This is a genomic window from Pseudomonas sp. Leaf59, assembly GCF_920984685.1.
GTDB lineage: Bacteria > Pseudomonadota > Gammaproteobacteria > Pseudomonadales > Pseudomonadaceae > Aquipseudomonas.
Genome location: NZ_CAKLBR010000015.1, coordinates 1 through 24836, shown reverse-complemented (window position 1 = coordinate 24836; position 24836 = coordinate 1). Strand labels below are relative to the sequence as shown.

The following is a 24836-nucleotide window of genomic DNA, read 5'->3' as shown; positions in this document are numbered from 1 at the left end:
GCCTGGAGATTTTCCTATGTCACCTTCCGCCCAGGCGGCTGTCCTTTCGGTCAGCGGTATCGGCAAGACCTATGCCCAACCGGTGCTGTCCGACATCACGCTGACGCTCAATCGCGGGGAAGTGCTGGCGCTTACCGGCGAGAACGGCGCAGGCAAAAGCACCTTGTCGAAGATCATCGGCGGGCTGGTCACGCCCACCACCGGGCAGATGCAGTTCAACGGCCAGGATTACCAACCAGGCAGCCGTACCCAGGCCGAAGCGCTGGGTGTGCGGATGGTCATGCAGGAGCTCAACCTGCTGCCGACCCTGACCGTGGCCGAGAACCTGTTCCTGCATAACCTGCCCAGCCACGGTGGCTGGATCAACCGCAAGCAACTGCGTAAAGCCGCGATTGAAGCCATGGCGCAGGTCGGCCTGGACGCGATCGACCCGGACACGCTGGTCGGCAGTCTGGGTATTGGCCATCAGCAGATGGTCGAGATTGCCCGCAACCTGATCGGCGACTGCCACGTACTGATTCTCGACGAACCCACGGCGATGCTCACGGCCCGAGAAGTCGAGATGCTGTTTGAACAGATCACCCGTCTGCAGGCTCGGGGCGTGGCGATCATTTATATTTCACACCGGCTCGAAGAACTGGCCCGCGTCGCCCAGCGCATTGCGGTATTGCGCGATGGCAAGCTGGTGTGTGCCGAACCGATGGCCAATTACAACAGCGAGCAACTGGTCACCTTGATGGTCGGCCGGGAGCTGGGCGAACAGATTGACCTGGGCCCGCGCACCATTGGCGGCCCGGCCTTGACGCTCAAAGGCCTGACACGGTCGGACAAGGTTCGCGATGTGTCCTTTGAGGTACGCGCCGGCGAGATCTATGGCATTTCCGGCCTGATCGGCGCCGGCCGCACTGAACTGCTGCGTCTTATCTTCGGTGCAGACCTGGCCGACAGCGGTACCGTCGCCCTGGGTTCGCCGGCAAAGGTAGTGAGCATTCGCTCGCCGGTCGACGCAGTGGGGCACGGTATCGCCCTGATCACCGAAGACCGCAAAGGCGAGGGCCTGCTGCTGACCCAGTCGATCAGCGCGAATATCGCCTTGGGCAATATGCCGGAAATTTCCGGCGGCGGGGTGGTCAACAGCCGCGATGAAACCGCCCTGGCCAAGCGTCAGATCGACGCCATGCGAATTCGCAGTTCCAGCCCGGCGCAATTGGTCTCGGAACTGTCCGGCGGCAACCAGCAGAAAGTCGTGATCGGCCGCTGGCTGGAGCGCGACTGCCAGGTGATGCTGTTCGATGAGCCCACCCGCGGTATCGACGTCGGTGCCAAGTTCGACATTTATGCCTTGCTCGGCGAGTTGACCCGTCAGGGCAAAGCGCTGGTGGTAGTGTCCAGTGACCTGCGTGAGCTGATGCTGATCTGCGACCGCATCGGCGTACTGTCCGCCGGTCGCCTGATCGAGACCTTCGAGCGCGACAGCTGGACCCAGGACGAATTGCTCGCCGCCGCGTTTGCCGGCTATCAGAAACGTGATGCGCTGCTCAACGACGCAGTGCTTAGGGATACCCCATGAAAACCACAACTTCCCCCGGCAAGACTGGCGGCAACTTCTACGGCCTCGGCACTTACCTCGGACTGGCGGGTGCCTTGCTGGCGATGATCGCGCTGTTCTCGGTACTCAGCGATCACTTCCTGTCCTACGACACCTTCAGCACCCTGGCCAACCAGATCCCCGACCTGATGGTGCTGGCAGTGGGCATGACCTTCATCCTGATCATCGGCGGCATCGACCTGTCGGTGGGCTCAGTGCTGGCATTGGCCGCGTCGGCGGTCAGCGTGGCTATCCTGAGCTGGGGCTGGAGCGTGTTGCCGGCCGCTGTGCTGGGCATGGGTTGCGCCGCATTGGCCGGCACCATCACCGGTTCGATCACCGTGGCCTGGCGCATTCCGTCCTTTATTGTGTCGCTCGGCGTGCTGGAAATGGCACGCGGCGTGGCGTACCAGATGACCGGTTCGCGTACGGCCTACATTGGTGACTCGTTCGCCTGGCTGTCGAACCCGATTGCCTTCGGTATTTCGCCGTCGTTCATCATTGCCTTGCTGGTGATCATCGTTGCCCAACTGGTGCTGACCCGCACGGTCTTCGGTCGCTACCTGATCGGCATCGGCACCAACGAAGAAGCTGTGCGCCTGGCCGGTATCAATCCCAAGCCCTATAAAATCCTGGTGTTCAGCCTGATGGGCCTGCTCGCCGGTGTGGCGGCGTTGTTTCAGATATCGCGTCTGGAAGCGGCCGACCCGAACGCCGGTTCCGGCCTGGAGCTGCAAGTGATCGCGGCGGTAGTGATCGGCGGCACCAGCCTGATGGGCGGGCGCGGTTCGGTGATCAGTACGTTCTTTGGCGTGTTGATTATTTCGGTGCTGGCCGCAGGCCTGGCGCAGATCGGTGCCACGGAACCCACCAAACGCATCATCACCGGTGCCGTGATCGTGATTGCGGTGGTCCTCGACACTTACCGCAGCCAGCGCGCCAGTCGGCGAGGCTGAACCATGGCAACGATCAAGGATGTGGCAGCGCTTGCGGGTATTTCCTACACCACGGTGTCCCATGTGGTGAACAAGACACGCCCGGTCAGCGAGCCTGTGCGCATCAAGGTCGAGGCGGCGATCAAACAGCTCGACTACGTACCGAGCGCCGTCGCGCGCTCGCTCAAGGCCAAGACGACCGCCACCATCGGTCTGCTGGTGCCCAACAGCCTCAACCCGTACTTCGCCGAGCTGGCCCGCGGTATCGAGGATTACTGCGAACGTAACGGTTATTGCGTGATTCTGTGCAACTCCGATGACAACGCTGCCAAGCAACGCAGCTACCTGCGGGTGCTGCTGGAAAAGCGCATCGACGGCTTGATCGTCACCTCGGTAGGCGGCGACGACAGTGGCCTGGCGGCTGGCCTGAGTGCGGTGCGCACCCCCATGGTCATTGTCGACCGCGCGCTGGACGGCATAGATGTCGACCTGGTGCGCATTGACCACGAAGAGGGCGCTTACCTCGCGACTCGGCATTTGCTTGAACTGGGCCATCGCGACATCGCCTGCATTGGCGGGCCCAGTCACACCCGCGTCGCGCAAATGCGCCTGGCGGGCTATCACCGTGCGCTCGACGAGGCAGGGGTGGACGTTGCGCCGGGCCGCACAGAGGAAAGCGATTTCACCAGCACCGGCGGTTACGCCGCCGCCGTGAAGTTGTTGTCCGGGAACCCGCCCAGCGCGATTTTCGCCAGCAACGACATGATTGGTTTCGGCGTGTTGCGTGCAGCCGCGGAACGCAATATTCGGGTGCCGGCCGAGCTTTCGGTGATCGGTTTTGATGACATACAAATGGGCCGCTACGTCTACCCGGCATTGACCACGGTCGGGCAATCGATCGTGCAGTTGGGCGAAACGGCGGCCGAACTGTTACTGCGACGAATTGCTACCCCCCAACTGCCGATCGATCAACGTATCGTGACGCCGAGCATTGTGTTGCGTGAGTCGACGGCGCCGGTCGCTGGTGCGTTCGCGCAATACCGCTGAACCGAATTGATGAGTACTGATGTATGCCAGCAAAAGTAGTGGTAGTAGGCAGTTTGAACATGGACCTGGTCACCCGCGCCAGTCGCTTGCCGCGTGCCGGCGAAACGCTGATCGGTCAGTCATTTTCGACTGTGCCGGGCGGCAAGGGCGCCAACCAGGCCGTCGCGTCCGCGCGCCTTGGGGCGGAGGTGGCCATGATTGGCTGCGTGGGCACTGACGCCTATGGCGATCAATTGCGCGATGCGCTGCTGGTCGAGGGTATCGACTGCCAGGCCGTCAGCACGGTGGATGGCTCCAGCGGGGTGGCGTTGATCGTGGTGGATGACAGCAGCCAGAACGCGATCGTCATCGTCGCCGGCAGCAACGGTGAGTTGACGCCGGCCGCGATGCAGGCGGTGGATGCCGTGTTGCAGGCTGGCGAAGTGATTGTCTGCCAGCTTGAAGTGCCGATGGACACGGTGGGCTACACGCTCAAACGTGGCCGCGAGCTGGGTAAGACAGTGATTCTCAACCCGGCGCCGGCCAGCGGCCCGCTGCCGACCGAGTGGTACGCCTCGATCGATTACCTGATCCCCAACGAAAGCGAAGCCAGCGCACTGAGCGGTGTGACCGTTGACTCCCTCGACAGCGCCAGACTGGCGGCGACGCAACTGATCAAGGCCGGTGCAGACAAGGTCATCATTACCCTGGGCGCCGAGGGGGCATTGTTCGCCGATGGCGAGCGCTTCGAGCACTTGGCGGCGCCGAAGGTCAAGGCGGTCGACACCACTGCGGCCGGCGACACCTTTGTCGGTGGTTTTGCTGCGGCGCTGGTCAATGGCAAATCCGAAACCCAGGCCATTCGCTTTGGCCAGGTTGCTGCGGCGTTGTCGGTCACGCGTGACGGTGCGCAACCTTCCATTCCCACGCTAAACGACGTTCAAGGTTTTGTGCCCTCATGAAAAAGACCCCTTTGCTCAATATTGCCCTGTCCCGTGTGATCGCCTCCCTTGGCCACGGTGACATTCTGGTCATCGGTGACGCGGGTTTGCCGGTGCCGCCGGGCGTCGAGTTGATCGACCTTGCGCTGACCCAGGGCATCCCCGATTTCATCAGTACCCTGCGCATCGTGCTGAGCGAGATGCAGGTGGAGAGCCATGTGCTGGCCGAAGAAATCCTGCTCAAGCAGCCGGCTGCGCTGGCCGACCTCGACAGCCTGACCGCGCAGGCCGCGCTGGGTGAGCGACGCCTGCTCAGCCACGATCAGTTCAAGCAACTGAGCCGCTCGGCGCGCGCGGTGGTGCGCACCGGTGAGTGCCAGCCTTATTGCAATATCGCGCTGGTGTCCGGCGTCACGTTCTAGAGTTTCCCAACGACAAGGAGTGTTTTATGCAACGTAGTCTCCCGACCCTGAAAAACCTGTTCCGGAGTGTTCTGCTTTTGTCCGCGCTCACTGCTGCAAGCGCCCAGGCGGCGGAAAAAATCGACCTGATCATCGACACCGACCCGGGTGCCGACGATGTCGTGGCCTTGCTGTTCGCCATGGCATCGCCGGATGAGTTGAGCATTCGTGCGCTGACCACCGTGGCCGGCAACGTGCGTCTGGACAAGACCTCCCGCAACGCGCGTCTGGCGCGTGAGTGGGCAGGGCGCGAGGATATCCCGGTGTATGCCGGTGCGCCAAAGCCGCTGCTGCGCACGCCGATCTATGCCGAGAACATCCATGGTAAGGAAGGTATTTCCGGCGTCACCGTGCATGAGCCGAAAAAGGGCCTCGCAGAAGGCGACGCCGTGGATTACCTGATCAAGACCCTGCGTGCTGCCAAGCCACACAGCATCACGATCGCCATGCTCGGCCCGCAGACCAACCTGGCGCTGGCATTGACCCAGGACCCGGAAATCACCCAGGGCATCAAGGAAGTGGTGGTGATGGGCGGCGCGCACTTCAATGGTGGCAACATCACGCCGGTGGCCGAATTCAACCTGTTTGCCGACCCGATAGCGGCAGAGATCGTGCTCAAAAGTGGCGTCAAGCTGACCTATCTGCCCCTGGACGTGACTCACAAGGTGCTGACCAGTGAGGCTCGCCTGAAAAAGATCGCCGACATCAACAACAACGCCAGCAAAATCGTGAGCGACATTCTCAATGAATACGTCAAGGGCGATATGGAGCACTACGGTATTCCGGGTGGTCCGGTGCACGACGCCACTGTCGTTGCCTACCTGCTCAAGCCTTCGCTGTTCAGTGGCCGTGAGGTGAATGTGGTCGTGGACAGCCGCGAGGGTCCTACCTTCGGCCAGACAGTCGTCGATTGGTATGACGGCCTGAAACAACCGAAAAATGCATTCTGGGTTGAAAACGGCGACGCCCAGGGCTTTTTCGACTTACTGACTGAACGTCTGTCCCGTCTGAAATAAGGTTGGCCGGTCGGCGCCCGCCGGCCGGGCCTTATTCGCGCTCGGGGTCGTGCGCCCCTGTGTGATCAGCCGGGTATTTCTCGAATACCTGGCTGATGAAGGCCTGCGCGGCTTGTGTGCCCAGTTCCTTGACCAGCAGGTCGATACCAATGATCGCCAATTCTTCCGGGCTTCCGGGGCTGTAGGAGCTTTGTCCCTGAGGCCATTTGGCTTTGATGTCGGCTTGGAGAATAACGGTGCTCATGGTCGGGGCTCACGGGTCGGAAAAACGGGGGCAGTGCGCTGGAACGCGGCTCTTGCGGACGCAGTTAACCATTTTGCGCAGCATTTGGCACTGCGACTTAGGCATGAAGCGCTTGGCAAAAGGTAAGGCTGTGCGACACTGTCCTCCCTTTGAATCAACGGGGAACACCGCGTGCAGATCGACTTGAACAGTCCCGATAACCTGACGCCGGCGGCGGTGCGCCAATTGCTCGCCAGTGCCAGCGATGACGAACACACGCAATTGCGCGTGAGCAAAGAAGGGATCGCGTACATTTCCTCCGGCAAGGCCGTGGGCGGTGTCGAGATCGAGGGCCTGCTGTTTCGCCTGGAAACCTGGGCCAAAGGCTCTGGTTATGTGGGCAACGTGGCCGCCAGTGATGAGGTCTGGGTCATGCAGATTTTCAACGCGTTGAAACAGAACTGGCCGGTGCCGGCGTTTGACTACATCGATATCTACTGAGCGCATTCATATCTGGTGACGATTGACGGAGCGAATGCCGGTGCTGAGTCAGGCAGACTTGTCTGCGCACGTTTTACGTCTTGAAACCAATCGGTCTGACGGCTGTCGCACAATCTCTGTCCACTTTTTTCATAGGAGGCTTCATGCCTTGGAAGCTCGCATCATTCGGTTCTTTGTTGGCGGCACTCGCACTGGCGGGTTGCAGCACCCCGGGTGCCTCTGAGCCAGGCAAAGACGCCGCAGTAGCCGATTCCGGTCATACCCGCTGTGAGTCGAAGGCTGCTGAATTTGCAGTTGGCCAGAAAGCCTCCCCGCAGTTGCTGGATCAGGCCCGCACCCGCGCCGGTGCGCAGAACGCTCGAATCCTCAAGCCCAGCGATATGATCACGCTGGAATACCGCTCCGACCGCCTGAACCTGAATACCGATGACAATCTGGTCATCACGCGCGTCAATTGCGGCTGAGGTTCACCAGGCTTTTGCAGCGCCCATAAAAAACCCCGTCACATGGACGGGGTTTTTTTAGCTCAGCGGAGAATTACTCGCCGCGAACCTGTGCAGCTTGCATACCCTTTTGGCCTTTCTCAGCCACGAAGGAAACGGTTTGGCCTTCTTTCAGGCTTTTGAAACCGTCGCTTTCGATAGCTTTGAAGTGTACGAACAGGTCGTCACCGCCACCTTGAGGAGTGATGAAGCCGAAGCCTTTTTCATCGTTGAACCATTTAACGGTGCCGGTTTGGCGATTAGACATGGTGTATCTCCAAGAAACTTATATTTTCAGTAGTGCTGTGCTGCTCAGGCCAACTGGGCACACCGGGCTATCATAGTCGAAATGTTCGGCTTGGGAGCCCCCCCAAGGCATTGTTTGCTAATCAATAGCGTTGCGTTTAGCGCAATGATCGGCTGAAAGCCCCGATCTACGGGGCTTGCGCCAGTAATATCAGCTGATAAAAAAAGCCGTAAAAGCTGCGTAATTTGTGAGAAAAGGCAGTTTTCAGGCTGTTTTTTCAGCAAAACAGGCGCCTGAAGGCGTTTCGTTGTTACTTTTTCTTCACGACTTTGCAGGACGAAATAGCGGCCACGGCTTTGTTTTTAAGCTCCGGGCTGGCGTTCTGGTTGGTCATGAGCTCTTTGATTTCGGCAGTGCTCAACTCGGCGTTGATCTTGTTGGCGCCACAATCGCAGTGATCTTTGGCGGTCTTGGCGTCCACGTTCTGGCTGGCGGCGGCGCTGCAGTCTTGAACGAAGGCTTCGCGGGCACCGGCTGGCCAGTTTGAAGGGGCGGCAGCCTGAGCACCGAGGGACAGCAGGCTCAGGGTGGCAGCGATAGCGAGGGTCGAAGTAAAACGCATCATGGGATGCTCCTTTGGGTCGAGGACGAACGGCGATTCTCGGTGGGTTTGAGGCCTGTCGTATAGCCCAAGTTCACTTTGGCGACCATAAAGGCTGGAAACTGCCTTAACAGACACGTCGCCGGCGCGATGACCGTTCATCTGTGCTAGCATCTGTCGCCTGGCTATTTCGGGGTGTGCCATTGGCCGCCTTGCCATGTTTCTTTTCAGCTCAATCCAGTCACTCTGGTTCGATTATCGGTTGGCCGAAAGGCTCCTGCCGCTGTAAGGCAGGCGTTCATCACTGAACGGCCTGGTATTGGATCTTGTACTGGCTCATCCCAACCCACGTGACCTTTGGTAGGGGTCACCACTAGGAGAGGAGGCGCCATGCCAACTATTACTCTACCCGACGGCAGTCAACGTTCATTCGATCATTCGGTTTCCGTAGCCGAGGTCGCCGCATCCATCGGCGCGGGCCTGGCCAAGGCCACCGTGGCCGGCAAGGTCGACGGCAAACTCGTGGACGCCAGTGACCTGATCACTGGCGACGCGAGCCTGCAGATCATCACGCCCAAGGACCAGGAGGGGCTGGAGATTATTCGCCACTCCTGCGCGCATTTGATTGGCCATGCGGTCAAGCAACTGTATCCAACCGCGAAGATGGTGATCGGGCCGGTCATCGATGAAGGCTTCTATTACGATATCGCCTACGAGCGTCCTTTTACGCCGGATGACCTGGCGGCCATCGAGCAGCGCATGCACGCGCTGATCGAGAAGGACTACGACGTGATCAAGAAGGTCACGCCGCGCGCTGAAGTGATCGATGTGTTCACCGCCCGCGGCGAAGACTACAAGCTGCGTCTGGTGGAAGACATGCCGGACGAGCAGGCCATGGGCCTGTATTACCACGAAGAATATGTCGACATGTGCCGTGGCCCGCACGTGCCGAACACGCGCTTTCTCAAGTCGTTCAAGTTGACCAAGCTGTCCGGTGCCTACTGGCGCGGCGACGCAAAAAATGAGCAGTTGCAGCGGATCTACGGCACGGCCTGGGCTGACAAGAAGCAGCTGGCCGCCTACATCCAGCGCATCGAGGAAGCCGAGAAGCGCGATCACCGCAAGATCGGCAAGCGCCTGAACCTGTTCCACCTGCAGGAAGAAGCGCCGGGTATGGTGTTCTGGCATCCGAACGGCTGGACCTTGTACCAGGTGCTCGAGCAGTACATGCGCAAGGTTCAGCGCGACAACGGTTACCTGGAGGTCAAGACGCCGCAGGTCGTTGATCGTAGCCTGTGGGAAAAATCCGGGCACTGGGCCAACTACGGCGACAACATGTTCACCACGCAGTCGGAAAACCGCGACTACGCCATCAAGCCGATGAACTGCCCGTGCCACGTGCAGGTGTTCAATCAGGGCCTGAAGAGCTACCGCGAGTTGCCGCTGCGTCTGGCCGAGTTCGGTGCCTGTCACCGTAACGAGCCATCGGGTGCGCTGCACGGCATTATGCGTGTTCGTGGCTTTACTCAGGACGACGCGCATATCTTCTGCACCGAAGAGCAGATGCAGGCCGAATCCGCCGCCTTTATCAAGCTGACCATGGACGTGTATCGCGATTTCGGCTTTACCGAAGTCGAAATGAAGCTGTCCACTCGTCCGGAAAAACGCGTTGGCTCCGATGAGCTGTGGGATCGCGCTGAATCTGCACTCGCCGCAGCGCTCGACAGTGCGGGCCTTGCGTACGACCTGCAGCCAGGGGAGGGCGCGTTCTACGGTCCGAAGATCGAGTTCTCGCTGAAAGATTGCCTTGGTCGCGTCTGGCAGTGTGGTACCCTGCAGCTCGATTTTAACCTGCCGATCCGTCTGGGAGCCGAATATGTCTCCGAAGACAACAGCCGTAAACACCCGGTTATGCTGCACCGGGCGATCCTCGGCTCGTTCGAGCGGTTCGTCGGTATCCTGATCGAGCACTACGAGGGTGCATTCCCCGCGTGGCTGGCTCCGACTCAGGCAGTGATCATGAATATCACTGATAAACAGGCAGATTTTGCCGCTGAGGTTGAAAAAACTCTCAACGAAAGCGGATTTCGTGCCAAGTCCGACTTGAGAAATGAAAAGATCGGCTTTAAAATCCGCGAGCATACCTTGCTCAAGGTTCCCTATCTTTTGGTTATTGGAGATAGGGAAGTCGAGATGCAGACTGTCGCTGTGCGTACTCGCGAAGGTGCTGACCTGGGCTCGATGCCCGTCGCCCAGTTCGCTGAGTTCCTCGCGCAAGCGGTTTCCCGGCGTGGTCGCCCAGATTCGGAGTAATTATTATTAAGCGTGAAATGAGACAAGATAAACGAGCTGCACCGAAAGCCCCGATCAACGAGAATATCTCGGCACGCGAGGTTCGGTTAATTGGCGCTGACGGCGAGCAGATTGGCATCGTCTCGATTGATGAAGCGCTTCGTATTGCAGAAGAGTCCAAATTGGACCTGGTGGAAATCTCCGCCGATGCAATCCCACCCGTATGCCGGGTGATGGACTACGGCAAGTCGATCTTCGAGAAGAAGAAGCAGGTTGCCGCGGCGAAGAAGAACCAGAAGCAGATTCAAGTAAAAGAAATCAAGTTTCGTCCAGGGACGGAGGAAGGGGATTACCAGGTAAAACTGCGCAACCTGGTACGTTTCCTGAGTGATGGGGACAGGGCCAAGGTATCCTTGCGATTCCGCGGCCGTGAGATGGCCCACCAGGAGCTGGGGATGGAACTCCTCAAGCGGGTTGAAGCTGACCTGCTCGAGTACGGTTCGGTCGAACAGCATCCTAAGATGGAAGGACGCCAGCTGATCATGGTCATCGCCCCGAAAAAGAAGAAGTAATCAACAGGGCACGGCAGGCCTTCTGATTATGTTTATCAACTGAATGCGGAGTATCCGAACATGCCAAAGATGAAGACTAAAAGTGGTGCTGCTAAGCGGTTTCTGAAAACTGCTAACGGTATCAAGCACAAGCACGCTTTCAAGAGCCACATTCTGACCAAAATGTCGACCAAGCGTAAGCGTCAACTGCGCGGTAGCAGCTTGCTGCATCCGTCTGACGTGGCAAAAGTCGAGCGCATGCTGCGCCTTCGTTAATTTTGGATCAAGAATAGAGGAAGTAACTCATGGCTCGTGTTAAGCGTGGCGTCATGGCCCGTAAGCGTCACAAAAAAATTCTGAAACTTGCTAAAGGCTACTACGGCGCGCGTTCACGCGTATTCCGTGTTGCCAAGCAAGCGGTAATCAAGGCAGGCCAATACGCCTACCGCGACCGTCGTCAGAAAAAACGTCAGTTCCGCGCTCTGTGGATCGCTCGTATCAATGCTGGTGCTCGTGTTAACGGTCTGTCCTACAGCCGTTTCATCGCTGGCCTGAAAAAAGCGTCCATCGAAATCGACCGTAAGGTTCTGGCTGAACTGGCCGTGAACGAAAAAGCGGTGTTTGCTGCGATTGTCGAGAAAGCTAAAGCCACCTTGGCTTAAGTACCCCCGACAGTCACTCTGGGTTGCTCCTGCAGCCCAGGGTGGTAAACGTCATAAATAGGGGAAGAGCCTTCAAGCTCTTCCCCTATTTTGTATCTGGAGTCTGTACATGGAAAACCTGGACGCGCTCGTTGCCCAAGCTCTTGAGGCTGTGCATAGCGCTGAAGATATCAATGCCCTGGAGCAAATCCGGGTTCACTACCTTGGCAAAAAGGGTGAATTGACTCAGGTGATGAAGACCCTGGGGAATTTGCCGGCAGAGGAGCGTCCGCAAGTCGGTGCGCTGATCAACGTTGCCAAGGAGCGCGTCACCGAGGTTCTCAATGCGCGCAAGGCGTCGCTCGAGGAGGCCGATCTTGCGGCCAGGCTCGCGGCCGAGTCCATTGACGTGACCTTGCCTGGCCGTGGCCAGGCGTCGGGCGGTCTGCACCCGATCACCCGGACTCTGGAACGTATCGAACAGTTCTTCACCCACATCGGCTACGGCATCGCCGAAGGCCCTGAGGTCGAAGACGACTATCACAACTTCGAGGCGCTCAACATCCCAGGCCATCACCCGGCCCGGTCGATGCACGACACCTTCTACTTCAATGCCAACATGCTGTTGCGCACCCATACCTCGCCGGTACAGGTGCGCACCATGGAAGCGAACAAGCCGCCGATCCGCATCGTCTGCCCTGGCCGCGTGTACCGCAGCGACTCCGATATCACCCACTCGCCGATGTTCCACCAGGTCGAAGGACTGCTGGTTGACCGCGACATCAACTTCGCCGACCTCAAGGGCACCATCGAAGAATTCCTGCGGGTGTTCTTCGAGAAGGAACTGGCCGTGCGTTTCCGTCCATCCTTCTTCCCGTTCACCGAGCCGTCCGCTGAGGTCGACATGGAATGCGTGATGTGCAGCGGCAAAGGCTGCCGTGTCTGCAAGCAGACCGGTTGGCTGGAAGTGATGGGCTGCGGCATGGTGCACCCCAATGTGCTGCGCATGTCCGGGATCGACCCGGAAGAGTTCTCGGGCTTTGCCTTCGGCATGGGCGTTGAGCGTCTGGCCATGCTGCGTTACGGCGTGAACGACTTGCGTCTGTTCTTCGACAACGACTTGCGGTTCCTCGCGCAATTTCGCTAGTCGTAACGAATCTTTAGGAGAGCAGGATGAAATTCAGTGAGCAATGGCTGCGTGGCTGGGTAAGCCCGCAGGTAGATCGCGACGAGCTGGTTGCTCGTCTGTCGATGGCCGGTCTTGAGGTCGATAGCGTGACGCCGGCCGCCGGTATTTTCAGCGGCTTGGTGGTGGGTGAGGTGCTGAGCACCGAGCAGCACCCGGATGCCGACAAATTGCGAGTGTGCCAGGTCAGCAACGGCGCCGAGACCTTTCAGGTCGTGTGCGGAGCGCCCAACGTGCGTCCGGGTTTGAAGATCCCGTTTGCCATGATCGGTGCCGAGCTGCCGGGCGACTTCAAGATCAAGAAGGCCAAGCTGCGCGGTGTCGAATCCAACGGCATGCTGTGCTCCCAGGCCGAGCTGCAAATCGGTGAGGGCAATGACGGCCTGATGGAGCTGCCGGCGGATGCGCCCGTGGGTCAGGACGTTCGCGTTTATCTCGAATTGGAAGACGCCAGCATCGAGGTCGACCTGACCCCGAACCGTGGCGACTGCCTGTCCCTGGCGGGCCTGGCCCGTGAAGTGGGCGCGCTGTACAACGCCCCGGTTACCCGCCCGGTAGTCACCGCCGTGCCAGCAGTGCACGACGAAGTGCGCCCGGTTGAAGTGCTGGCCCCCAATGCCTGCCCGCGTTACCTGGGCCGGGTTATCCGTAACGTCGACCTGGCCAGGCCAACCCCGCTGTGGATGGTCGAGCGCCTGCGTCGCGCCGACGTGCGCAGCATTGACGCCGCAGTCGACATCACCAACTACGTGATGCTGGAGCTGGGCCAACCGCTGCACGCTTTCGATCTTGCCGAAATCAACGGCGGCATCCGCGTGCGTATGGCCGAAGAAGGCGAGAAGCTGGTGTTGCTCGATGGCCAGGAAGTCAGCCTGCGTGCCGATACCCTGGTGATCGCCGACCATTCCCGAGCGCTGGCCATTGCCGGTGTGATGGGGGGTGAGCACAGCGGTGTATCCGCAACCACGCGCGATGTGTTCCTCGAAAGCGCGTTTTTCGATCAGATCGCCATCGCCGGCAAGGCCCGTTCCTACGGTCTGCACACCGACGCCTCGCACCGTTACGAGCGCGGTGTGGACTGGCAACTGGCCCGTGAAGCCATGGAGCGCGCTACTGGCCTGCTGCTGGAAATCACTGGCGGCGAAGCCGGCCCGATCACCGAAGTGGTCAGCGAGCAGCACCTGCCGTCCGTTGCGCCTATTACCCTGCGTGCCAAAAGTGTCGAGCAAATGCTTGGCCTGGTGATCGCGCCTGCTGAAATCGAGCAATTACTGTCGGCCCTGGGGCTGGGCATTTCGGCCAGCGGGGAAGGGCAGTGGCACGTTGATGTGCCAAGCCATCGCTTCGATATCAGTCTCGAAGTCGATTTGATCGAAGAGCTGGCTCGCCTGTACGGCTACAACCGCCTGCCGGTTCGTTACCCACAGGCTCGCCTGGCACCGCAACCCAAGGCCGAAGCGCGCGCGCACCTGCCTGAGCTGCGTCGTCTGCTGGTAGCCCGTGGTTATCAGGAAGCGGTGACCTACAGTTTCATCGATCCCCGGCAGTTCGAGCTGTTCAACCCAGGCGTCGAGCCGCTGTTGCTGGCTAACCCAATCTCCAATGACATGGCGGCCATGCGTTCATCGCTGTGGCCAGGCTTGGTCAAAGCGCTTTCCCACAACCTCAATCGCCAGCAAGACCGCGTGCGCATGTTCGAAAGCGGCCTGCGTTTTGTCGGTCAGTTGGGCGACCTGAAGCAAGAGCCTATGTTGGCTGGCGTGGTCTGCGGCAGCCGTTTGCCGGAAGGCTGGGCTCAGGGCCGCGATCCCGTAGACTTCTTCGACGTCAAGGCTGACGTGGAAGCGGTGCTGGGCTTTGCCGGTGCATTGGATGCCTTCACGTTTGTGCCGGGCAGTCATCCCGCGCTGCACCCGGGCCAGACAGCGCGCATTGAGCGCGACGGTCGCCTGGTAGGCTTTGTTGGCGCGATTCACCCCGAGCTGTCGAAAAACCTGGGGCTGGACCGTGCGGTGTTCGTTTTTGAACTGGTTCTGGCGGAAGTCGCTGCGGGCAAAATGCCGAAATTCAGCGAGTTGTCGCGCTTTCCTGAAGTGCGCCGCGACCTGGCCCTGATTGCCGATCGTGAGGTTGCTGCCACTGCTGTTCTGGACGTAATCCGTGAAAATGCAGGGGAATGGCTGACAGACCTCAGGCTATTTGACGTCTATCAGGGTAAAGGCATTGATCCGCATAGAAAAAGCCTCGCCGTCGGCTTGACCTGGCAGCATCCATCGCGCACTCTTAACGACGATGAGGTGAATACCACGACACAAAATATCCTCACCTCGCTTGAACAAAGGTTAAACGCCACGTTAAGGAAGTGACGTATGGGGGCTTTGACGAAAGCTGAGATGGCGGAACGTCTGTACGAAGAGCTGGGTCTGAACAAGCGCGAGGCCAAGGAATTGGTCGAGCTGTTTTTTGAAGAAATCAGGCACGCTCTGGAAGACAACGAACAGGTCAAATTGTCCGGTTTCGGCAATTTTGACCTGCGGGACAAACGCCAGCGTCCTGGCCGCAATCCAAAAACGGGAGAAGAAATCCCGATCACGGCTCGCCGTGTGGTCACCTTTCGTCCAGGGCAGAAGTTAAAGGCCCGAGTTGAGGCTTATGCTGGAACCAAGTCATAACGACGAGCTACCCGTCATCCCGGGCAAACGCTACTTCACCATTGGTGAGGTCAGCGAGCTGTGTGCGGTCAAACCGCACGTGCTGCGCTATTGGGAGCAGGAGTTTCCTCAACTCAACCCCGTCAAACGCACCGGGAACCGTCGGTATTATCAGCGCCAGGACGTGCTGATGATCCGACAGATCCGCGCGTTGCTGTACGACCAGGGGTTCACCATCAGCGGCGCGCGTCAGCGCATGTCCGGTGATGAGGCCAAAGACGACACCACCCAATACAAGCAACTGATCCGCCAGATGATCTCCGAACTCGAAGATGTGCTGGTGGTGCTGAAGAAGTGAATTGAGCTTTTAAAATACTTCCACATTTCAAAAGCTTGCGGTATATTCCTGATCGCTTCGTTGCGAAGCAAACCCAGTAACACGCCTAGTCGGGGCGTAGCGCAGTCCGGTAGCGCACTAGCATGGGGTGCTAGGGGTCGAGTGTTCGAATCACTCCGTCCCGACCATATAATTCAAGGGGTTGCGAGATTTTATCTCGCGACCCCTTTTTTGTTTGCAGGTGTTTTTACCCCACAAAACGCCCGGCTCTTGATGGACATTTCGATGTGATACCACTATCGGAGTTTGCCCAGTGCACTTCGATCCTTTTTCGATATTGAGCTGTGTCGGTCGTAGTATGTGACGTTCGATGATGGGCTGAGAAATCAGTGACGACCAAAGGCACATTACGGCTGTCGCTATAAGAGATATCATCCCGCCATCAGCTCAAGAGGGGCTCCCTGGCCGTTCAGTTTCGGCACTCCCTTGAGCATAACGACAAGGATTGTTGCGCATGGACGATATCGTTCAGCCCCTCACACCCCAAGAAGAAGCCCCGCCTAAGGAAGTAAAGGTCCTTGCCACCTTGGTAGCAAAGCTAAATCTTGCAGATTTCCAGAACGCTATCCCTGTGATTCGAGAGCTTCGTATCTCGAACGAAACGAGTAATCGTTTCGTCAATGCCACTCTTACGCTTAGCTCGGCCCCCGAGGTATTTAAGTCCAAGATTTGGCGGATCGACGAGATCGCTGCAGATAGCTTCCGGGTCATACCTGGGCTTGATCTTGTCTTGGACGGCCCGTTGTTGAGTCGCCTGACAGAGTCAGAAATGTCGACCTTTACGTTTGTCCTCGAAGCCGATGACAAGGAGGCGGAGAGCGGTCGCAAGGAAGTCGCTCGGCTTGAACAGGTTGTAGACCTTTTGCCCAGAAACCAGTGGGGCGGATTGCGGCATATACCAGATATGACTGCGGCTTTTGTTCAGCCGAATGATGCAGCGGTTGAGCGGTTGCTCAAACAGGCGGCCGAGTTGCTTCGTCTTAGCGATAAGCCGTCGGCACTTGATGGATATGAGGGTGGCCCCAAAAGAGCTTGGCAGTTGGCGTCGGCAGTGTGGGGCGCTGTGGCGCGCATGAAGCTCGACTATGCGTTGCCGCCGGCTAGCTTTGAACAATCAGGACAGAAGATTCGTAGCCCCAGTCAGATTGCTGACTCCGGGTTGGCTACTTGTCTCGATCTGACTCTGCTTTTCTGTGCAGCATTGGAGCAGATCGGTCTTAACCCTGTGATCGTATTCACCCATGGTCATGCCTTTGCTGGTTTGTGGCTTAAGCCAGAAGAGTTCACGACTGCCGTGGTGGATGATGTCACTGCAGTACGTAAGCGGGTGAAGCTTCAGGAGCTCGTGCTGTTTGAGACCACTCTCATAACCCACGCCTCGATACCGCCATTCTCTTATGCGGTAGAGATGGGCACGAAACAGGTAGCCGAAGATGCTGAAAGTGTTTTCGAGATGCTGCTAGATATCCGTCGCGCCCGTTTGCAACGTATCAAACCGCTCGCCAGCTCAGAGGCTCAGATTACACGCGTCGCCGTTGCTGAGTCTGATGAAGCCCCATCGATTCTTGTGGAGGACGGGATCGGCATCTCCGATGACAATATTAAGGCACAGGTTGAGGATCTGTCTAAGCTCGACCCAGCAGATCGCCTCGGCCGATGGCAGCGAAAGCTTCTGGATCTGTCGCTTCGAAATAACTTGCTCAATTTCAAAATGGGTAAGCGAGCGCTGAAGCTTGAATCTCCTGATCCTGGTGCTCTTGAGGACATTCTTGCAAGTGGACAGTCTCTAAAGCTGCTTACCAGGCCTGACCTAATGGATGGCGCAGATCCGCGTGAGCGCGCACTCTATGAGCAGCGTGAGCGAGAAGATGTTCGCCGCCGTCATGCTGAAGATGCTCTCAAACGTAGGGAAGTATTCGTTGCGCTGACGTCTGCCGAAATGGATGTCCGATTAACCGAGTTATATCGAAGCGCTCGTACTGCTTTGCAGGAAGGTGGCTCCAACACGCTTTTCCTGGCCATCGGTTTTCTAAGCTGGACGCGTGAGGATAGGGCCGGGCAGAAGTACAAAGCGCCACTGGTCTTGGTTCCTGTCACTTTGGAGCGTAAGAGTGCGCGTTCTGGATTCACCATGGTGCTGCACGATGATGAGCCTCGTTTTAACCCGACTCTGATCGAGATGCTGCGTCAAGACTTTGAACTGGGCTTGGGTTCACTGGAGCAGGAGCTGCCTCGGGACGACTCCGGTCTGGATATCGCATCCATTTGGAACAAAGTTGGTCATGCTATCAAGGATGTCCCTGATGGTGGGCGACCCCAAACAGCTCCCTCCGACTTCGTTCTTTAACCGAGCTGAGTCGACCGCTGAAGATGAGGATGTAGAGGCTGATCTCGAGAGTATTCTGGACGAGTGCATCAGTGCCAATTTGCCAATGCGTAATCTGAACTGGCACTACCGTAGCCGCCACGAAAGTCTGATCGCTTTCTCGAACCAGCGATACTACCAGTCGAAGCTGGTGACCTTCCCATCACCGTTTACGGCCGACAAAGCAGTACGGTTATGCCCAGTCCCGGGTGTATATGACAAGGGTGGGTCGCGAACAAACTTAATTGAAGCAAGATATTTAGTTGCTGATTTGGTTGCCCGCCTACAGTCTCCGGCCTTCCGCGAAAGCGGGCGGACCGTGGGGGTCGTAACCTTTAACGGCGAGCAACAGAAGCTCATCATGGACATGCTGGATGAGGCTTGCCGGAAAGCTGGTGTAAGCAAGCTTGCTCATGCGGGACGCCAGCGGATTGAGAGAGCCGTACGTCAAATGGCGGGGTAAACAAGGGGGCCGTCAAGGTCCTCTTACTTCTGGGAAACTGAACGCGCCCTCGCTCTGAGAAGCGTGGAGTACAAATGCATTCCTTATGGGCTAGCTGATGTTTCGGTAACGAAATGCGTAGGTGATTCAGTCAACGCCAAGAGTTATTTTAACGTGCCATCATATGGGCGTTATGGAGAGTCGTGATGGGTTGGAAAGGGACTGTACGTTCGCTGCAAGCGTCTGCGCGGCGATCAGAGCGTAACGCTCATCGCCGTCAGCGTGAACTTGAAAAGCGACAGAAAGAGTACGCAAAGATGGAAGCGCTGGAACAAGCAGCGTATGAAGTTGAGGTGTACGAAAATCACATAGATATCATCCTTTCAATGCACAAGGAGTGTGCTGAGGCTGTGAAATGGAAACGACTTCTCTCCAATCCTGAACCTAGACAGCCACTCAAGAGCGGTACTCTTGAACAAGAAGCTACGCACGCGGCCGCTACATATCACCCCAATTTCTGGGCTAGGCTCTTCAAGCTAGAGGCTCGTCAGCGTGCAGCCCTGAAAAGCAAGATTGGCGCCGCGCAGGCGGAAGACGAAAGGCGATATCAGGCTCAGCTTGATGAATGGAAAACTGCCCATACCGAGTGGGCAGAGGAGAGGGGCATTGCGATCCGTATCCTTGATGGTGACCGTCAGGCCAAGCTAGATGCCATCGAAGCTTTCGAGTCGTTTGCAGAAATATCACACCTCGGCTCAGCTATTCAGATGATTGTTCATGACGGTGGTGTCCTAGAAGCCAAAGTCGCTATCCATGGCTCCGACGTGATTCCTACCGAAATCAAATCTCTACTCAAAAGCGGCAAGTTGTCGACCAAAGCTATGCCAATTGGTCGGTTCAACGAACTCCATCAGGACTACGTGTGCAGCTGCGCGCTGCGAGTAGGTCGAGAGTTGTTGGCAATCCTGCCGGATGATTTGGTCATCGTCACCGCTCTGGACAATGTGCTCAACAGCTCGACAGGTCATATGGAGGAGCAGCCGATTCTGAGTGTTGCATTCTCTAGGTCAACTGTTGACGGACTTAACCTCGAAACCATCGATCCGTCTGATGCTATGAAGAATTTTGTCCATAACATGTGCTTCAAAAAGGGCGCTGGGTTCTCGGCTGTTGCCACCCTTGATGCTCAGCGCTTCGCCGTATTCGTATAACTGAATCATCTGAGAATCCAGAGAATGACATGGCCAGCGCGCTTACTGCAGAGCCAAGCAAGGCCATGGTAGTTGCAACTCGATCTTAGCGAACGACCTGCGTTATGCCTGTAACGTGGAAACCAGCGGGATTAGCTGCAATAGCATCAGCGACAGTGATCAGCGCTATCAGCGTAACGCGAAAACCAATAACGGTGGTTGCGGTTCGATCTCCGACAGGAATCTACGTGCTCAATGCGATGCTCTGAAGCGTTAATTTTCAGCACCGACGATGCATTTTGACAACGTTACTCTTTAAGAGATTTCGATACCGGAAATGCTACGGTCTCTTCAAGCCAAAGAATGCGTGATAGGCAACTTCAACTCAGCCACCAGGGACAAAACAATTGAAGGTAATCCGGAGTAAAGAGTTCACCGCTGCTCGCGCATGGGGTGCACTGGATATTGCAAACATGCACGGCACGACGGTGCGTCTTCATTGGACGGATCAGCCTTACAAGTGGCATGTGAACGATGGCGAGGAAGTATTTGCGGTTCTGGACGGCGTCGTCGAAATGCACTATCGCGAGCTAGGTATTGAACACATTGCTGTGCTGTCGGCGGGGGATGTGTTTTTTGCGGGTATCGGTTGTGAGCACGTTGCTCACCCTCTTGGCGAAGCTCGAATACTTGTCATCGAGCGCGAGGGTAGCGTTTGATTGAGAGCGGGCTGGTCCGATGCTGCCAGCGCACTCTCAACCCTCCTGAATTCAACCCCCCGCAAAAAACCTCAAACCCTTGCCAATACCGCATTGATACGTGAGCGTTTTATCAATCTGCCGGTAATCAGGCACCGAGAATATCGTCATGCTGAACTCGCCGCTGCCATCCGGGTGCACCCGATAGCGCAAAAATTGATTAATAGGCTTGCCGTCACGGTTCACACTGAAATGATCGTCGGCGAATGCCAGGGTGCCGTCTTCGGTCACGCGAAAGGCGTCAATACGCAGCCCACCGCGGGTTTTGGTGGGCTCTACGTCGCTCGATCCCGGTTTGCAGAGCCCCAGGTCAAGTACCACGGAGACGGACTTTCCGGCCAATAACGACTGTGTTACTGCGGGCAAGTCGGGCAAGGCATCGCCGGCCCAGCTCATGGCGGGGACTGACAGGGCGAGCAGAAAGAGGCAGGACTTGTTCATAGCGTCTCCAGTAATGGTCGGGGTGGGAGCAGGTTCTCTGTAGCGGTTTTTGACAGTACGCCGCGTGGATGAACGTTGCAGTGCGGTCTTGCCCACAGAGCGGCTAGCCAATTGACGAGCTGTTCCACTGAATGTTCCCCAGCACCTGTTTTCGATGGACTCTGGTATTGCGCCTGCGCCTGTCCCTTTTTTTCACTTCACCTGTCATACCCGGTAAGTGAACAAAATCGAGAGCCTTCCCATGTCCGCCGTTTTGCCCCCGCGCTTGCGCCCTTTGTTTCGTTTGAGCCTGATGCTGAGCCTCAGCGTCAGCCCGCTGTTCGTTTCACTCAGCTACGCCGAAGACACCACACGCCGCAGCTATCAGGTACCCGCCGGGAGCCTGAGCGCCGCGCTGACCCGATTTGCCGGCCTGGCTGGCGTCAATCTGTCGGTGGACCCGGCGCTGGTCAGCGGTCGCAACAGCAGCGGCCTGACGGGCGAATATGCTGTGGAGGAGGGCTTTGCCCGTCTGTTGCAAGGTTCCGGCCTGCAGTTGCAGCCGATGGGCGAGCAGGCGTTCATGCTGGTGCCGGCGCCCGAAGGCAGCAGCCTGCAACTGGCGCCGACGTCTATCCTCGCCACCAACGACCTGGCGGGCGGTGATGCCTACGCCGGTGGGCAGGTTGCGCGCCGGGGCTCGCAGGGGTTGTTGGGCGCGCGGGACTTCATGGAAACGCCCTTCAGCATGACCACCTACACCCAGGAGGCGGTCAAGAATCAGCAGGCGCGCACGCTGGGCGACCTGATTGCCAGCGACCCTTCAGTGCGCACCACCAACCCGGCGGGTGGGCGGTATGAGCAGTTCACCATTCGCGGTTTCAGCCTGTTCAACAGTGATGTGTCCTACAACGGCCTGTACGGCGTATTGCCGACATACACGATTGACATGGAAATGGCCGACCGCGTCGACATCCTCAAGGGCCCGAGCCAGTTGATCAACGGCATCTCGCCGCGCGGCAGTGTGGGTGGCGGCATCAACGTGGTGCCCAAGCGGGCGACCGACAAGGATATCAATTCGTTTACCGGCACCTGGGCTTCGGGCAGCCAGGCGGGCGGGGCGGTGGATATTGGCCGCCGGTTCGGCGAGGACAATAAGTTCGGCATTCGTTTCAACGGCGTGAAGCAGGCCGGCGACACCGAGTGGGACCACCAGAGCGTCGACCGCGAGATGGCCGTGCTCGGCCTGGATTTTCGCGGCGAGCGCCTGCGTCTCTCGACAGACATCGGCCGCACCGCGCGGGACACCGACGCGCCTCAGGAGCGTGTGCAGGTGGCCGCCAATGCCTGGGTGCCAAGCGCCAGCGATGTGCGCCGCAACTACGCGCAGTCCTGGAGCAAGGCCAGCACCAACGACACCTTCGGCACGTTCAATGGTGAGTTCGACCTCAGCGACAATGTGATGCTGTACGGCGGGGTCGGCGCGCGCAAGAGTAACCACGACTTCCTGCGCCATGCGGTGTCGGTCAGCAATAACGCCGGCGATTTCAGTGTGCAGCCGCGTGATTTTACCCGTGACGAAAATGTGCGCACCGCCACCGCCGGCGTGCGCAGCTGGTTTCACAGCGGGCCGGTGAGCCATGAGGTCAACCTCGCGGCCAGCTACTTCTACATGGACTTTGAAAACGGCGGCGCGCGCTACGCGGCCCCGCCGAGCAACCTCTACAACCCCGTGCAAACCCCGACGCCTTCGCGGCCGACGCGTTTTGACTCCAAGGTGTATACCGAAAACACGTTCAGTGGCCTGGCGTTGTCCGACACCCTGGGCTTTTTTGACGACCGCCTGCTGCTGACCCTGGGCGCACGCTGGCAGCGCGTGAAGGTCGACGACTGGACCGACAACGTCAAAGGCGCCACCGCCTACGACGAAGAAAAGATCTCACCCTCGGGCGGCGTGCTGTTCAAGGCCACCGACACCCTCTCGCTGTACGCCAACTACATGGAAGGCTTGAGCCAGGGCAAGATCGCGCCGTCCACCTCGATCAACGAAGATGAAATCTTCCCGCCCTTTATCAGTCGTCAGGTTGAGGTGGGCGCCAAGTACGATGCCGGAGCCTTCGCTGTGACGGCGGCGGTATTCCGCATCAAGCAACCGGCCTACGAAACCAATGCCGGCTCGCGGGTGTTCGGCCCCAATGGCAAGCGGCAGAACGATGGGGTTGAGCTGAGCCTGTTTGGCGAGCCGCTCAAGGGCTTGCGTCTGCTCGGCGGCGTGATGTACATCGACAGCGAATTGACCCACACCACCAACGGCACCTTCGACGGTAACCGCGCGCCGGCAACGCCCAAGTACAACGTCAATCTGGGTGCAGAGTGGGATGTACCGACCCTCGAAGGCCTGACCCTGACCAGCCGCGGCATCTATTCCAGCTCCCAGTACCTGGACCAGGCCAACGTCAAGCAGATCGATGCCTGGAACCGCATCGATGTTGGCGCGCGTTACGCCTTCAAGGTGGATGACAAGCACATCACCCTGCGCGCAAACGTGGAGAACGTGGCCGACAAGCGCTACTGGAGCTCGGCCGGTGCCTCGGATGACAGCGAGCCGGGTTTGACCCTCTCGACGCCGCGCACCTATCTGTTGTCGGCCACGGTCGATTTCTGAGTTGACACAGGGGGATTCAGATCAGCGGGTCCCAGCGCTGTGACCAGTCACTTTCCGCCCTGACCACCTCGCGCAGCAGTGCCAGTGCCTGCTGCAACACGGCCGAGTCCCGCGCCCGCGCGTACACCAGGTAAGTCGGAAAGCTGAACTCCGGTGCCTTGGGCACACGCTGCATCACGCCGCTGTCCAGGTAGCTTTGCACCACGCGCGTGCGGAAATACCCCGCGCCGCCATTCTCCAGAATGTACTGCAAGGCCAGCGGCCCCACATTGAAACTCAACGCCGCGCGGGCCTTGTCGGGCAGGGCGGCGTCGTGCTGCTGGCGAAAGCCCGGGCCCCAATCGATATACACGTAAGGCGCCGGCTTGCTCACCAATTGCACCAGAATCAGTTTTTCTTCGAGCACCTGCTCCACCTGCAACCCCGGCCAGTACTGCGGCTGGAACACCAGCGCGGCGTCGAGCACGCCCAGTTCCAGTTGGCGCAGCAGGTGCTGGCCTTCGCCGATTTCGGTGCGCAGTGCGTGCCCGGGAATGTGTTCGCGCAGGGCCTGGGCCCAGCCAAGCATGAGCGGGTTGCACAGGCTGACCTCGCCGCCGATGTGCAGCATGTTGCGATAGCCTTCGGGCAATGGCAGGTCGCGGCGCGCGGCCTCCCAGGTCTGCAGCAACTGGTTGGCATACACCACGAAGGCCTCGCCGTCGGCAGTCAACCGCGCACCGGCGCGGTTACGGATGAACAACGTGCTGCCCAGCTGGCTCTCGAGACTCTTGACCCGCGCGGTAATGGCCGTCTGGGTGACGTGCAGCTTCTCGGCCGCCGCCGCCAGGCTGCCGCAGCGGATAATTTCAAGAAAGGTGCGAGCCAGTTCGATGTCCATAAAATGCCTTGCGATTGAGTCCGGGCATTGTAGTGGAATGCGTGGGGCTGTGAGCGTTCGCACTCCTGTGGCAAGCCCCAGTGCCGCCCAGTCAAACGCAGATTCTTGTGGCGAGCAGGCTTGCCCTGCGTTGGGCTGCGCAGCAGCCCCAAAACCAGCAGTCAGGTACACCGTGTTTTCCTTGTTGGGGGCGCTTCGCACCCCAACGCGGCGCAAGCCCGAATGCCGTTCAGTTAAGCGCAGATTCCCTGTGGCGAGCAGGCTTGCCCTGCGTTGGGCTGCGCAGCAGCCCCAAAGCCAGGCGCTGAGCCGTATCAGGTACACCGCGTTTTGCTCGATTGGGGGCGCTTCGCACCCCAACGCGGGGCAAGCCCGCT

At 58.5% G+C, this 24836-nt stretch carries 25 protein-coding genes, 1 tRNA gene and 1 pseudogene; 22 read left to right on the top strand and 5 right to left on the bottom strand.

The genetic code is table 11. The features are described from left to right. Positions 1 to 16 precede the first annotated feature (16 nt). Genes LUB09_RS16335 through LUB09_RS16310 form a run of 6 tightly spaced genes read left to right on the top strand, consistent with a single transcriptional unit; the run spans position 17 to position 5967 of the window. A complete protein-coding gene (locus LUB09_RS16335; RefSeq protein ID WP_231423053.1) occupies positions 17 to 1570 on the top strand; it encodes a sugar ABC transporter ATP-binding protein in 1554 nt (517 codons plus the stop codon). After that, positions 1567 to 2544: an ABC transporter permease gene (locus LUB09_RS16330; RefSeq protein WP_003234269.1), complete on the top strand. Its 978-nt coding sequence runs from the start codon at positions 1567 to 1569 to the stop codon at positions 2542 to 2544. Before LUB09_RS16335 ends, LUB09_RS16330 begins: the two co-directional genes overlap by 4 nt. A 3-nt stretch (positions 2545 to 2547) precedes the next feature. Next, positions 2548 to 3570, top strand: a complete 1023-nt coding sequence (locus LUB09_RS16325) for a LacI family DNA-binding transcriptional regulator (protein WP_209983106.1) — start codon at positions 2548 to 2550, stop codon at positions 3568 to 3570. 23 nt (positions 3571 to 3593) lie between these two features. Continuing rightward, entirely contained in the window at positions 3594 to 4511 is a 918-nt protein-coding gene (gene rbsK / locus LUB09_RS16320) for a ribokinase (RefSeq protein WP_231423052.1), read from the top strand. After that, on the top strand, positions 4508 to 4912 hold the full coding sequence (gene rbsD / locus LUB09_RS16315; protein ID WP_209983102.1) for a D-ribose pyranase: 405 nt from the start codon (positions 4508 to 4510) through the stop codon (positions 4910 to 4912). The genes rbsK and rbsD overlap by 4 nt, the downstream gene beginning before the upstream one ends. 26 nt (positions 4913 to 4938) lie before the next feature. Beyond that, positions 4939 to 5967, top strand: a complete 1029-nt coding sequence (locus tag LUB09_RS16310; protein ID WP_209983100.1) for a nucleoside hydrolase — start codon at positions 4939 to 4941, stop codon at positions 5965 to 5967. A gap of 31 nt (positions 5968 to 5998) precedes the next feature. Here LUB09_RS16310 and LUB09_RS16305 read toward each other — a convergent pair whose 3' ends face one another. Beyond that, positions 5999 to 6211 (bottom strand): hypothetical protein, encoded by a 213-nt coding sequence (locus LUB09_RS16305; RefSeq protein WP_209983098.1) that lies wholly within the window; start codon positions 6209 to 6211, stop codon positions 5999 to 6001. A 171-nt stretch (positions 6212 to 6382) separates the two neighbouring features. Here LUB09_RS16305 and LUB09_RS16300 point away from each other — a divergent pair, with 171 nt between their 5' ends. Continuing rightward, complete coding sequence (locus LUB09_RS16300) at positions 6383 to 6691, top strand: hypothetical protein (protein WP_209983096.1); 309 nt, start codon at positions 6383 to 6385, stop codon at positions 6689 to 6691. Between the two features lie 143 nt (positions 6692 to 6834). Further along, positions 6835 to 7155, top strand: coding sequence for an I78 family peptidase inhibitor (locus LUB09_RS16295; RefSeq protein WP_231423051.1), 321 nt, complete (start codon positions 6835 to 6837; stop codon positions 7153 to 7155). 73 nt (positions 7156 to 7228) lie between these two features. Here the strand turns inward: LUB09_RS16295 and LUB09_RS16290 are convergent, their stop codons facing one another. Further along, positions 7229 to 7441 (bottom strand): cold-shock protein, encoded by a 213-nt coding sequence (locus LUB09_RS16290; protein WP_003234260.1) that lies wholly within the window; start codon positions 7439 to 7441, stop codon positions 7229 to 7231. A gap of 289 nt (positions 7442 to 7730) precedes the next feature. Further along, positions 7731 to 8045, bottom strand: a complete 315-nt coding sequence (locus LUB09_RS16285; protein WP_209983093.1) for a hypothetical protein — start codon at positions 8043 to 8045, stop codon at positions 7731 to 7733. Between the two features lie 366 nt (positions 8046 to 8411). On the opposite strand from LUB09_RS16285, the gene thrS reads away from it, so the two are divergent. The 13 genes and pseudogenes from thrS to LUB09_RS16220 all read left to right on the top strand — a co-directional run bounded on the left by thrS (position 8412) and on the right by LUB09_RS16220 (position 20455). After that, entirely contained in the window at positions 8412 to 10334 is a 1923-nt protein-coding gene (gene thrS, locus LUB09_RS16280) for a threonine--tRNA ligase (protein ID WP_209983090.1), read from the top strand. After that, complete coding sequence (gene infC / locus LUB09_RS16275) at positions 10334 to 10885, top strand: translation initiation factor IF-3 (protein WP_015884933.1); 552 nt, start codon at positions 10334 to 10336, stop codon at positions 10883 to 10885. Before thrS ends, infC begins: the two co-directional genes overlap by 1 nt. A 60-nt stretch (positions 10886 to 10945) precedes the next feature. Continuing rightward, a complete protein-coding gene (rpmI, locus tag LUB09_RS16270; protein WP_002553160.1) occupies positions 10946 to 11140 on the top strand; it encodes a 50S ribosomal protein L35 in 195 nt (64 codons plus the stop codon). 29 nt (positions 11141 to 11169) lie between these two features. Continuing rightward, positions 11170 to 11526: a 50S ribosomal protein L20 gene (gene rplT, locus LUB09_RS16265; protein ID WP_003234252.1), complete on the top strand. Its 357-nt coding sequence runs from the start codon at positions 11170 to 11172 to the stop codon at positions 11524 to 11526. A gap of 109 nt (positions 11527 to 11635) precedes the next feature. Beyond that, positions 11636 to 12652, top strand: a complete 1017-nt coding sequence (gene pheS, locus LUB09_RS16260; protein WP_209983088.1) for a phenylalanine--tRNA ligase subunit alpha — start codon at positions 11636 to 11638, stop codon at positions 12650 to 12652. Positions 12653 to 12678: 26 nt separating this feature from the next. Continuing rightward, entirely contained in the window at positions 12679 to 15057 is a 2379-nt protein-coding gene (gene pheT / locus LUB09_RS16255; RefSeq protein ID WP_231423050.1) for a phenylalanine--tRNA ligase subunit beta, read from the top strand. Positions 15058 to 15060: 3 nt separating this feature from the next. Then, complete coding sequence (gene ihfA / locus LUB09_RS16250; protein ID WP_002553164.1) at positions 15061 to 15363, top strand: integration host factor subunit alpha; 303 nt, start codon at positions 15061 to 15063, stop codon at positions 15361 to 15363. Continuing rightward, the gene (locus LUB09_RS16245; protein WP_003174972.1) at positions 15344 to 15700 is read left to right on the top strand and encodes a MerR family transcriptional regulator; all 357 of its coding nucleotides are present in this window, start codon (positions 15344 to 15346) and stop codon (positions 15698 to 15700) included. The genes ihfA and LUB09_RS16245 overlap by 20 nt, the downstream gene beginning before the upstream one ends. Positions 15701 to 15790: 90 nt before the next feature. Continuing rightward, positions 15791 to 15867: transfer RNA gene (locus LUB09_RS16240), tRNA-Pro, on the top strand. Between the two features lie 326 nt (positions 15868 to 16193). Beyond that, positions 16194 to 18041, top strand: a pseudogene (locus LUB09_RS16235) (DUF4011 domain-containing protein); the annotation flags it as partial. 1 nt (position 18042) lies between these two features. Beyond that, positions 18043 to 18567 carry a hypothetical protein gene (locus LUB09_RS16230; RefSeq protein WP_231423049.1) on the top strand — a complete coding sequence of 175 codons (525 nt, stop codon included), beginning with the start codon at positions 18043 to 18045 and terminating at the stop codon, positions 18565 to 18567. Between the two features lie 296 nt (positions 18568 to 18863). Next, positions 18864 to 19757 carry a hypothetical protein gene (locus tag LUB09_RS16225; RefSeq protein ID WP_231423048.1) on the top strand — a complete coding sequence of 298 codons (894 nt, stop codon included), beginning with the start codon at positions 18864 to 18866 and terminating at the stop codon, positions 19755 to 19757. 386 nt (positions 19758 to 20143) lie between these two features. Continuing rightward, positions 20144 to 20455: a cupin domain-containing protein gene (locus LUB09_RS16220; RefSeq protein ID WP_231423047.1), complete on the top strand. Its 312-nt coding sequence runs from the start codon at positions 20144 to 20146 to the stop codon at positions 20453 to 20455. Between the two features lie 51 nt (positions 20456 to 20506). On the opposite strand, the gene LUB09_RS16215 is transcribed toward LUB09_RS16220, so the two are convergent. Then, positions 20507 to 20935, bottom strand: a complete 429-nt coding sequence (locus LUB09_RS16215; RefSeq protein ID WP_231423046.1) for a VirK family protein — start codon at positions 20933 to 20935, stop codon at positions 20507 to 20509. A 241-nt stretch (positions 20936 to 21176) separates the two neighbouring features. Between LUB09_RS16215 and LUB09_RS16210 the strand changes: the two genes are divergently transcribed. Continuing rightward, positions 21177 to 23579 (top strand): TonB-dependent receptor, encoded by a 2403-nt coding sequence (locus LUB09_RS16210; RefSeq protein ID WP_231423045.1) that lies wholly within the window; start codon positions 21177 to 21179, stop codon positions 23577 to 23579. A gap of 16 nt (positions 23580 to 23595) precedes the next feature. On the opposite strand, the gene LUB09_RS16205 is transcribed toward LUB09_RS16210, so the two are convergent. Continuing rightward, complete coding sequence (locus tag LUB09_RS16205; protein WP_209983072.1) at positions 23596 to 24459, bottom strand: LysR family transcriptional regulator; 864 nt, start codon at positions 24457 to 24459, stop codon at positions 23596 to 23598. Between the last annotated feature and the right edge of the window lie 377 nt (positions 24460 to 24836).

Coding starts and splice junctions, on each gene's coding strand:
- LUB09_RS16335 (WP_231423053.1), top strand. CDS start 17: ATGTCACCTTCCGCCCAGGCGGCTGTCCTTTCGGTCAGCGGTATCGGC.
- LUB09_RS16330 (WP_003234269.1), top strand. CDS start 1,567: ATGAAAACCACAACTTCCCCCGGCAAGACTGGCGGCAACTTCTACGGC.
- LUB09_RS16325 (WP_209983106.1), top strand. CDS start 2,548: ATGGCAACGATCAAGGATGTGGCAGCGCTTGCGGGTATTTCCTACACC.
- rbsK (WP_231423052.1), top strand. CDS start 3,594: ATGCCAGCAAAAGTAGTGGTAGTAGGCAGTTTGAACATGGACCTGGTC.
- rbsD (WP_209983102.1), top strand. CDS start 4,508: ATGAAAAAGACCCCTTTGCTCAATATTGCCCTGTCCCGTGTGATCGCC.
- LUB09_RS16310 (WP_209983100.1), top strand. CDS start 4,939: ATGCAACGTAGTCTCCCGACCCTGAAAAACCTGTTCCGGAGTGTTCTG.
- LUB09_RS16305 (WP_209983098.1), bottom strand. CDS start 6,211: ATGAGCACCGTTATTCTCCAAGCCGACATCAAAGCCAAATGGCCTCAG.
- LUB09_RS16295 (WP_231423051.1), top strand. CDS start 6,835: ATGCCTTGGAAGCTCGCATCATTCGGTTCTTTGTTGGCGGCACTCGCA.
- LUB09_RS16290 (WP_003234260.1), bottom strand. CDS start 7,441: ATGTCTAATCGCCAAACCGGCACCGTTAAATGGTTCAACGATGAAAAA.
- LUB09_RS16285 (WP_209983093.1), bottom strand. CDS start 8,045: ATGATGCGTTTTACTTCGACCCTCGCTATCGCTGCCACCCTGAGCCTG.
- thrS (WP_209983090.1), top strand. CDS start 8,412: ATGCCAACTATTACTCTACCCGACGGCAGTCAACGTTCATTCGATCAT.
- rpmI (WP_002553160.1), top strand. CDS start 10,946: ATGCCAAAGATGAAGACTAAAAGTGGTGCTGCTAAGCGGTTTCTGAAA.
- rplT (WP_003234252.1), top strand. CDS start 11,170: ATGGCTCGTGTTAAGCGTGGCGTCATGGCCCGTAAGCGTCACAAAAAA.
- pheS (WP_209983088.1), top strand. CDS start 11,636: ATGGAAAACCTGGACGCGCTCGTTGCCCAAGCTCTTGAGGCTGTGCAT.
- pheT (WP_231423050.1), top strand. CDS start 12,679: ATGAAATTCAGTGAGCAATGGCTGCGTGGCTGGGTAAGCCCGCAGGTA.
- ihfA (WP_002553164.1), top strand. CDS start 15,061: ATGGGGGCTTTGACGAAAGCTGAGATGGCGGAACGTCTGTACGAAGAG.
- LUB09_RS16245 (WP_003174972.1), top strand. CDS start 15,344: ATGCTGGAACCAAGTCATAACGACGAGCTACCCGTCATCCCGGGCAAA.
- LUB09_RS16230 (WP_231423049.1), top strand. CDS start 18,043: ATGGTGGGCGACCCCAAACAGCTCCCTCCGACTTCGTTCTTTAACCGA.
- LUB09_RS16225 (WP_231423048.1), top strand. CDS start 18,864: ATGGAAGCGCTGGAACAAGCAGCGTATGAAGTTGAGGTGTACGAAAAT.
- LUB09_RS16215 (WP_231423046.1), bottom strand. CDS start 20,935: ATGAACAAGTCCTGCCTCTTTCTGCTCGCCCTGTCAGTCCCCGCCATG.
- LUB09_RS16210 (WP_231423045.1), top strand. CDS start 21,177: ATGTCCGCCGTTTTGCCCCCGCGCTTGCGCCCTTTGTTTCGTTTGAGC.
- LUB09_RS16205 (WP_209983072.1), bottom strand. CDS start 24,459: ATGGACATCGAACTGGCTCGCACCTTTCTTGAAATTATCCGCTGCGGC.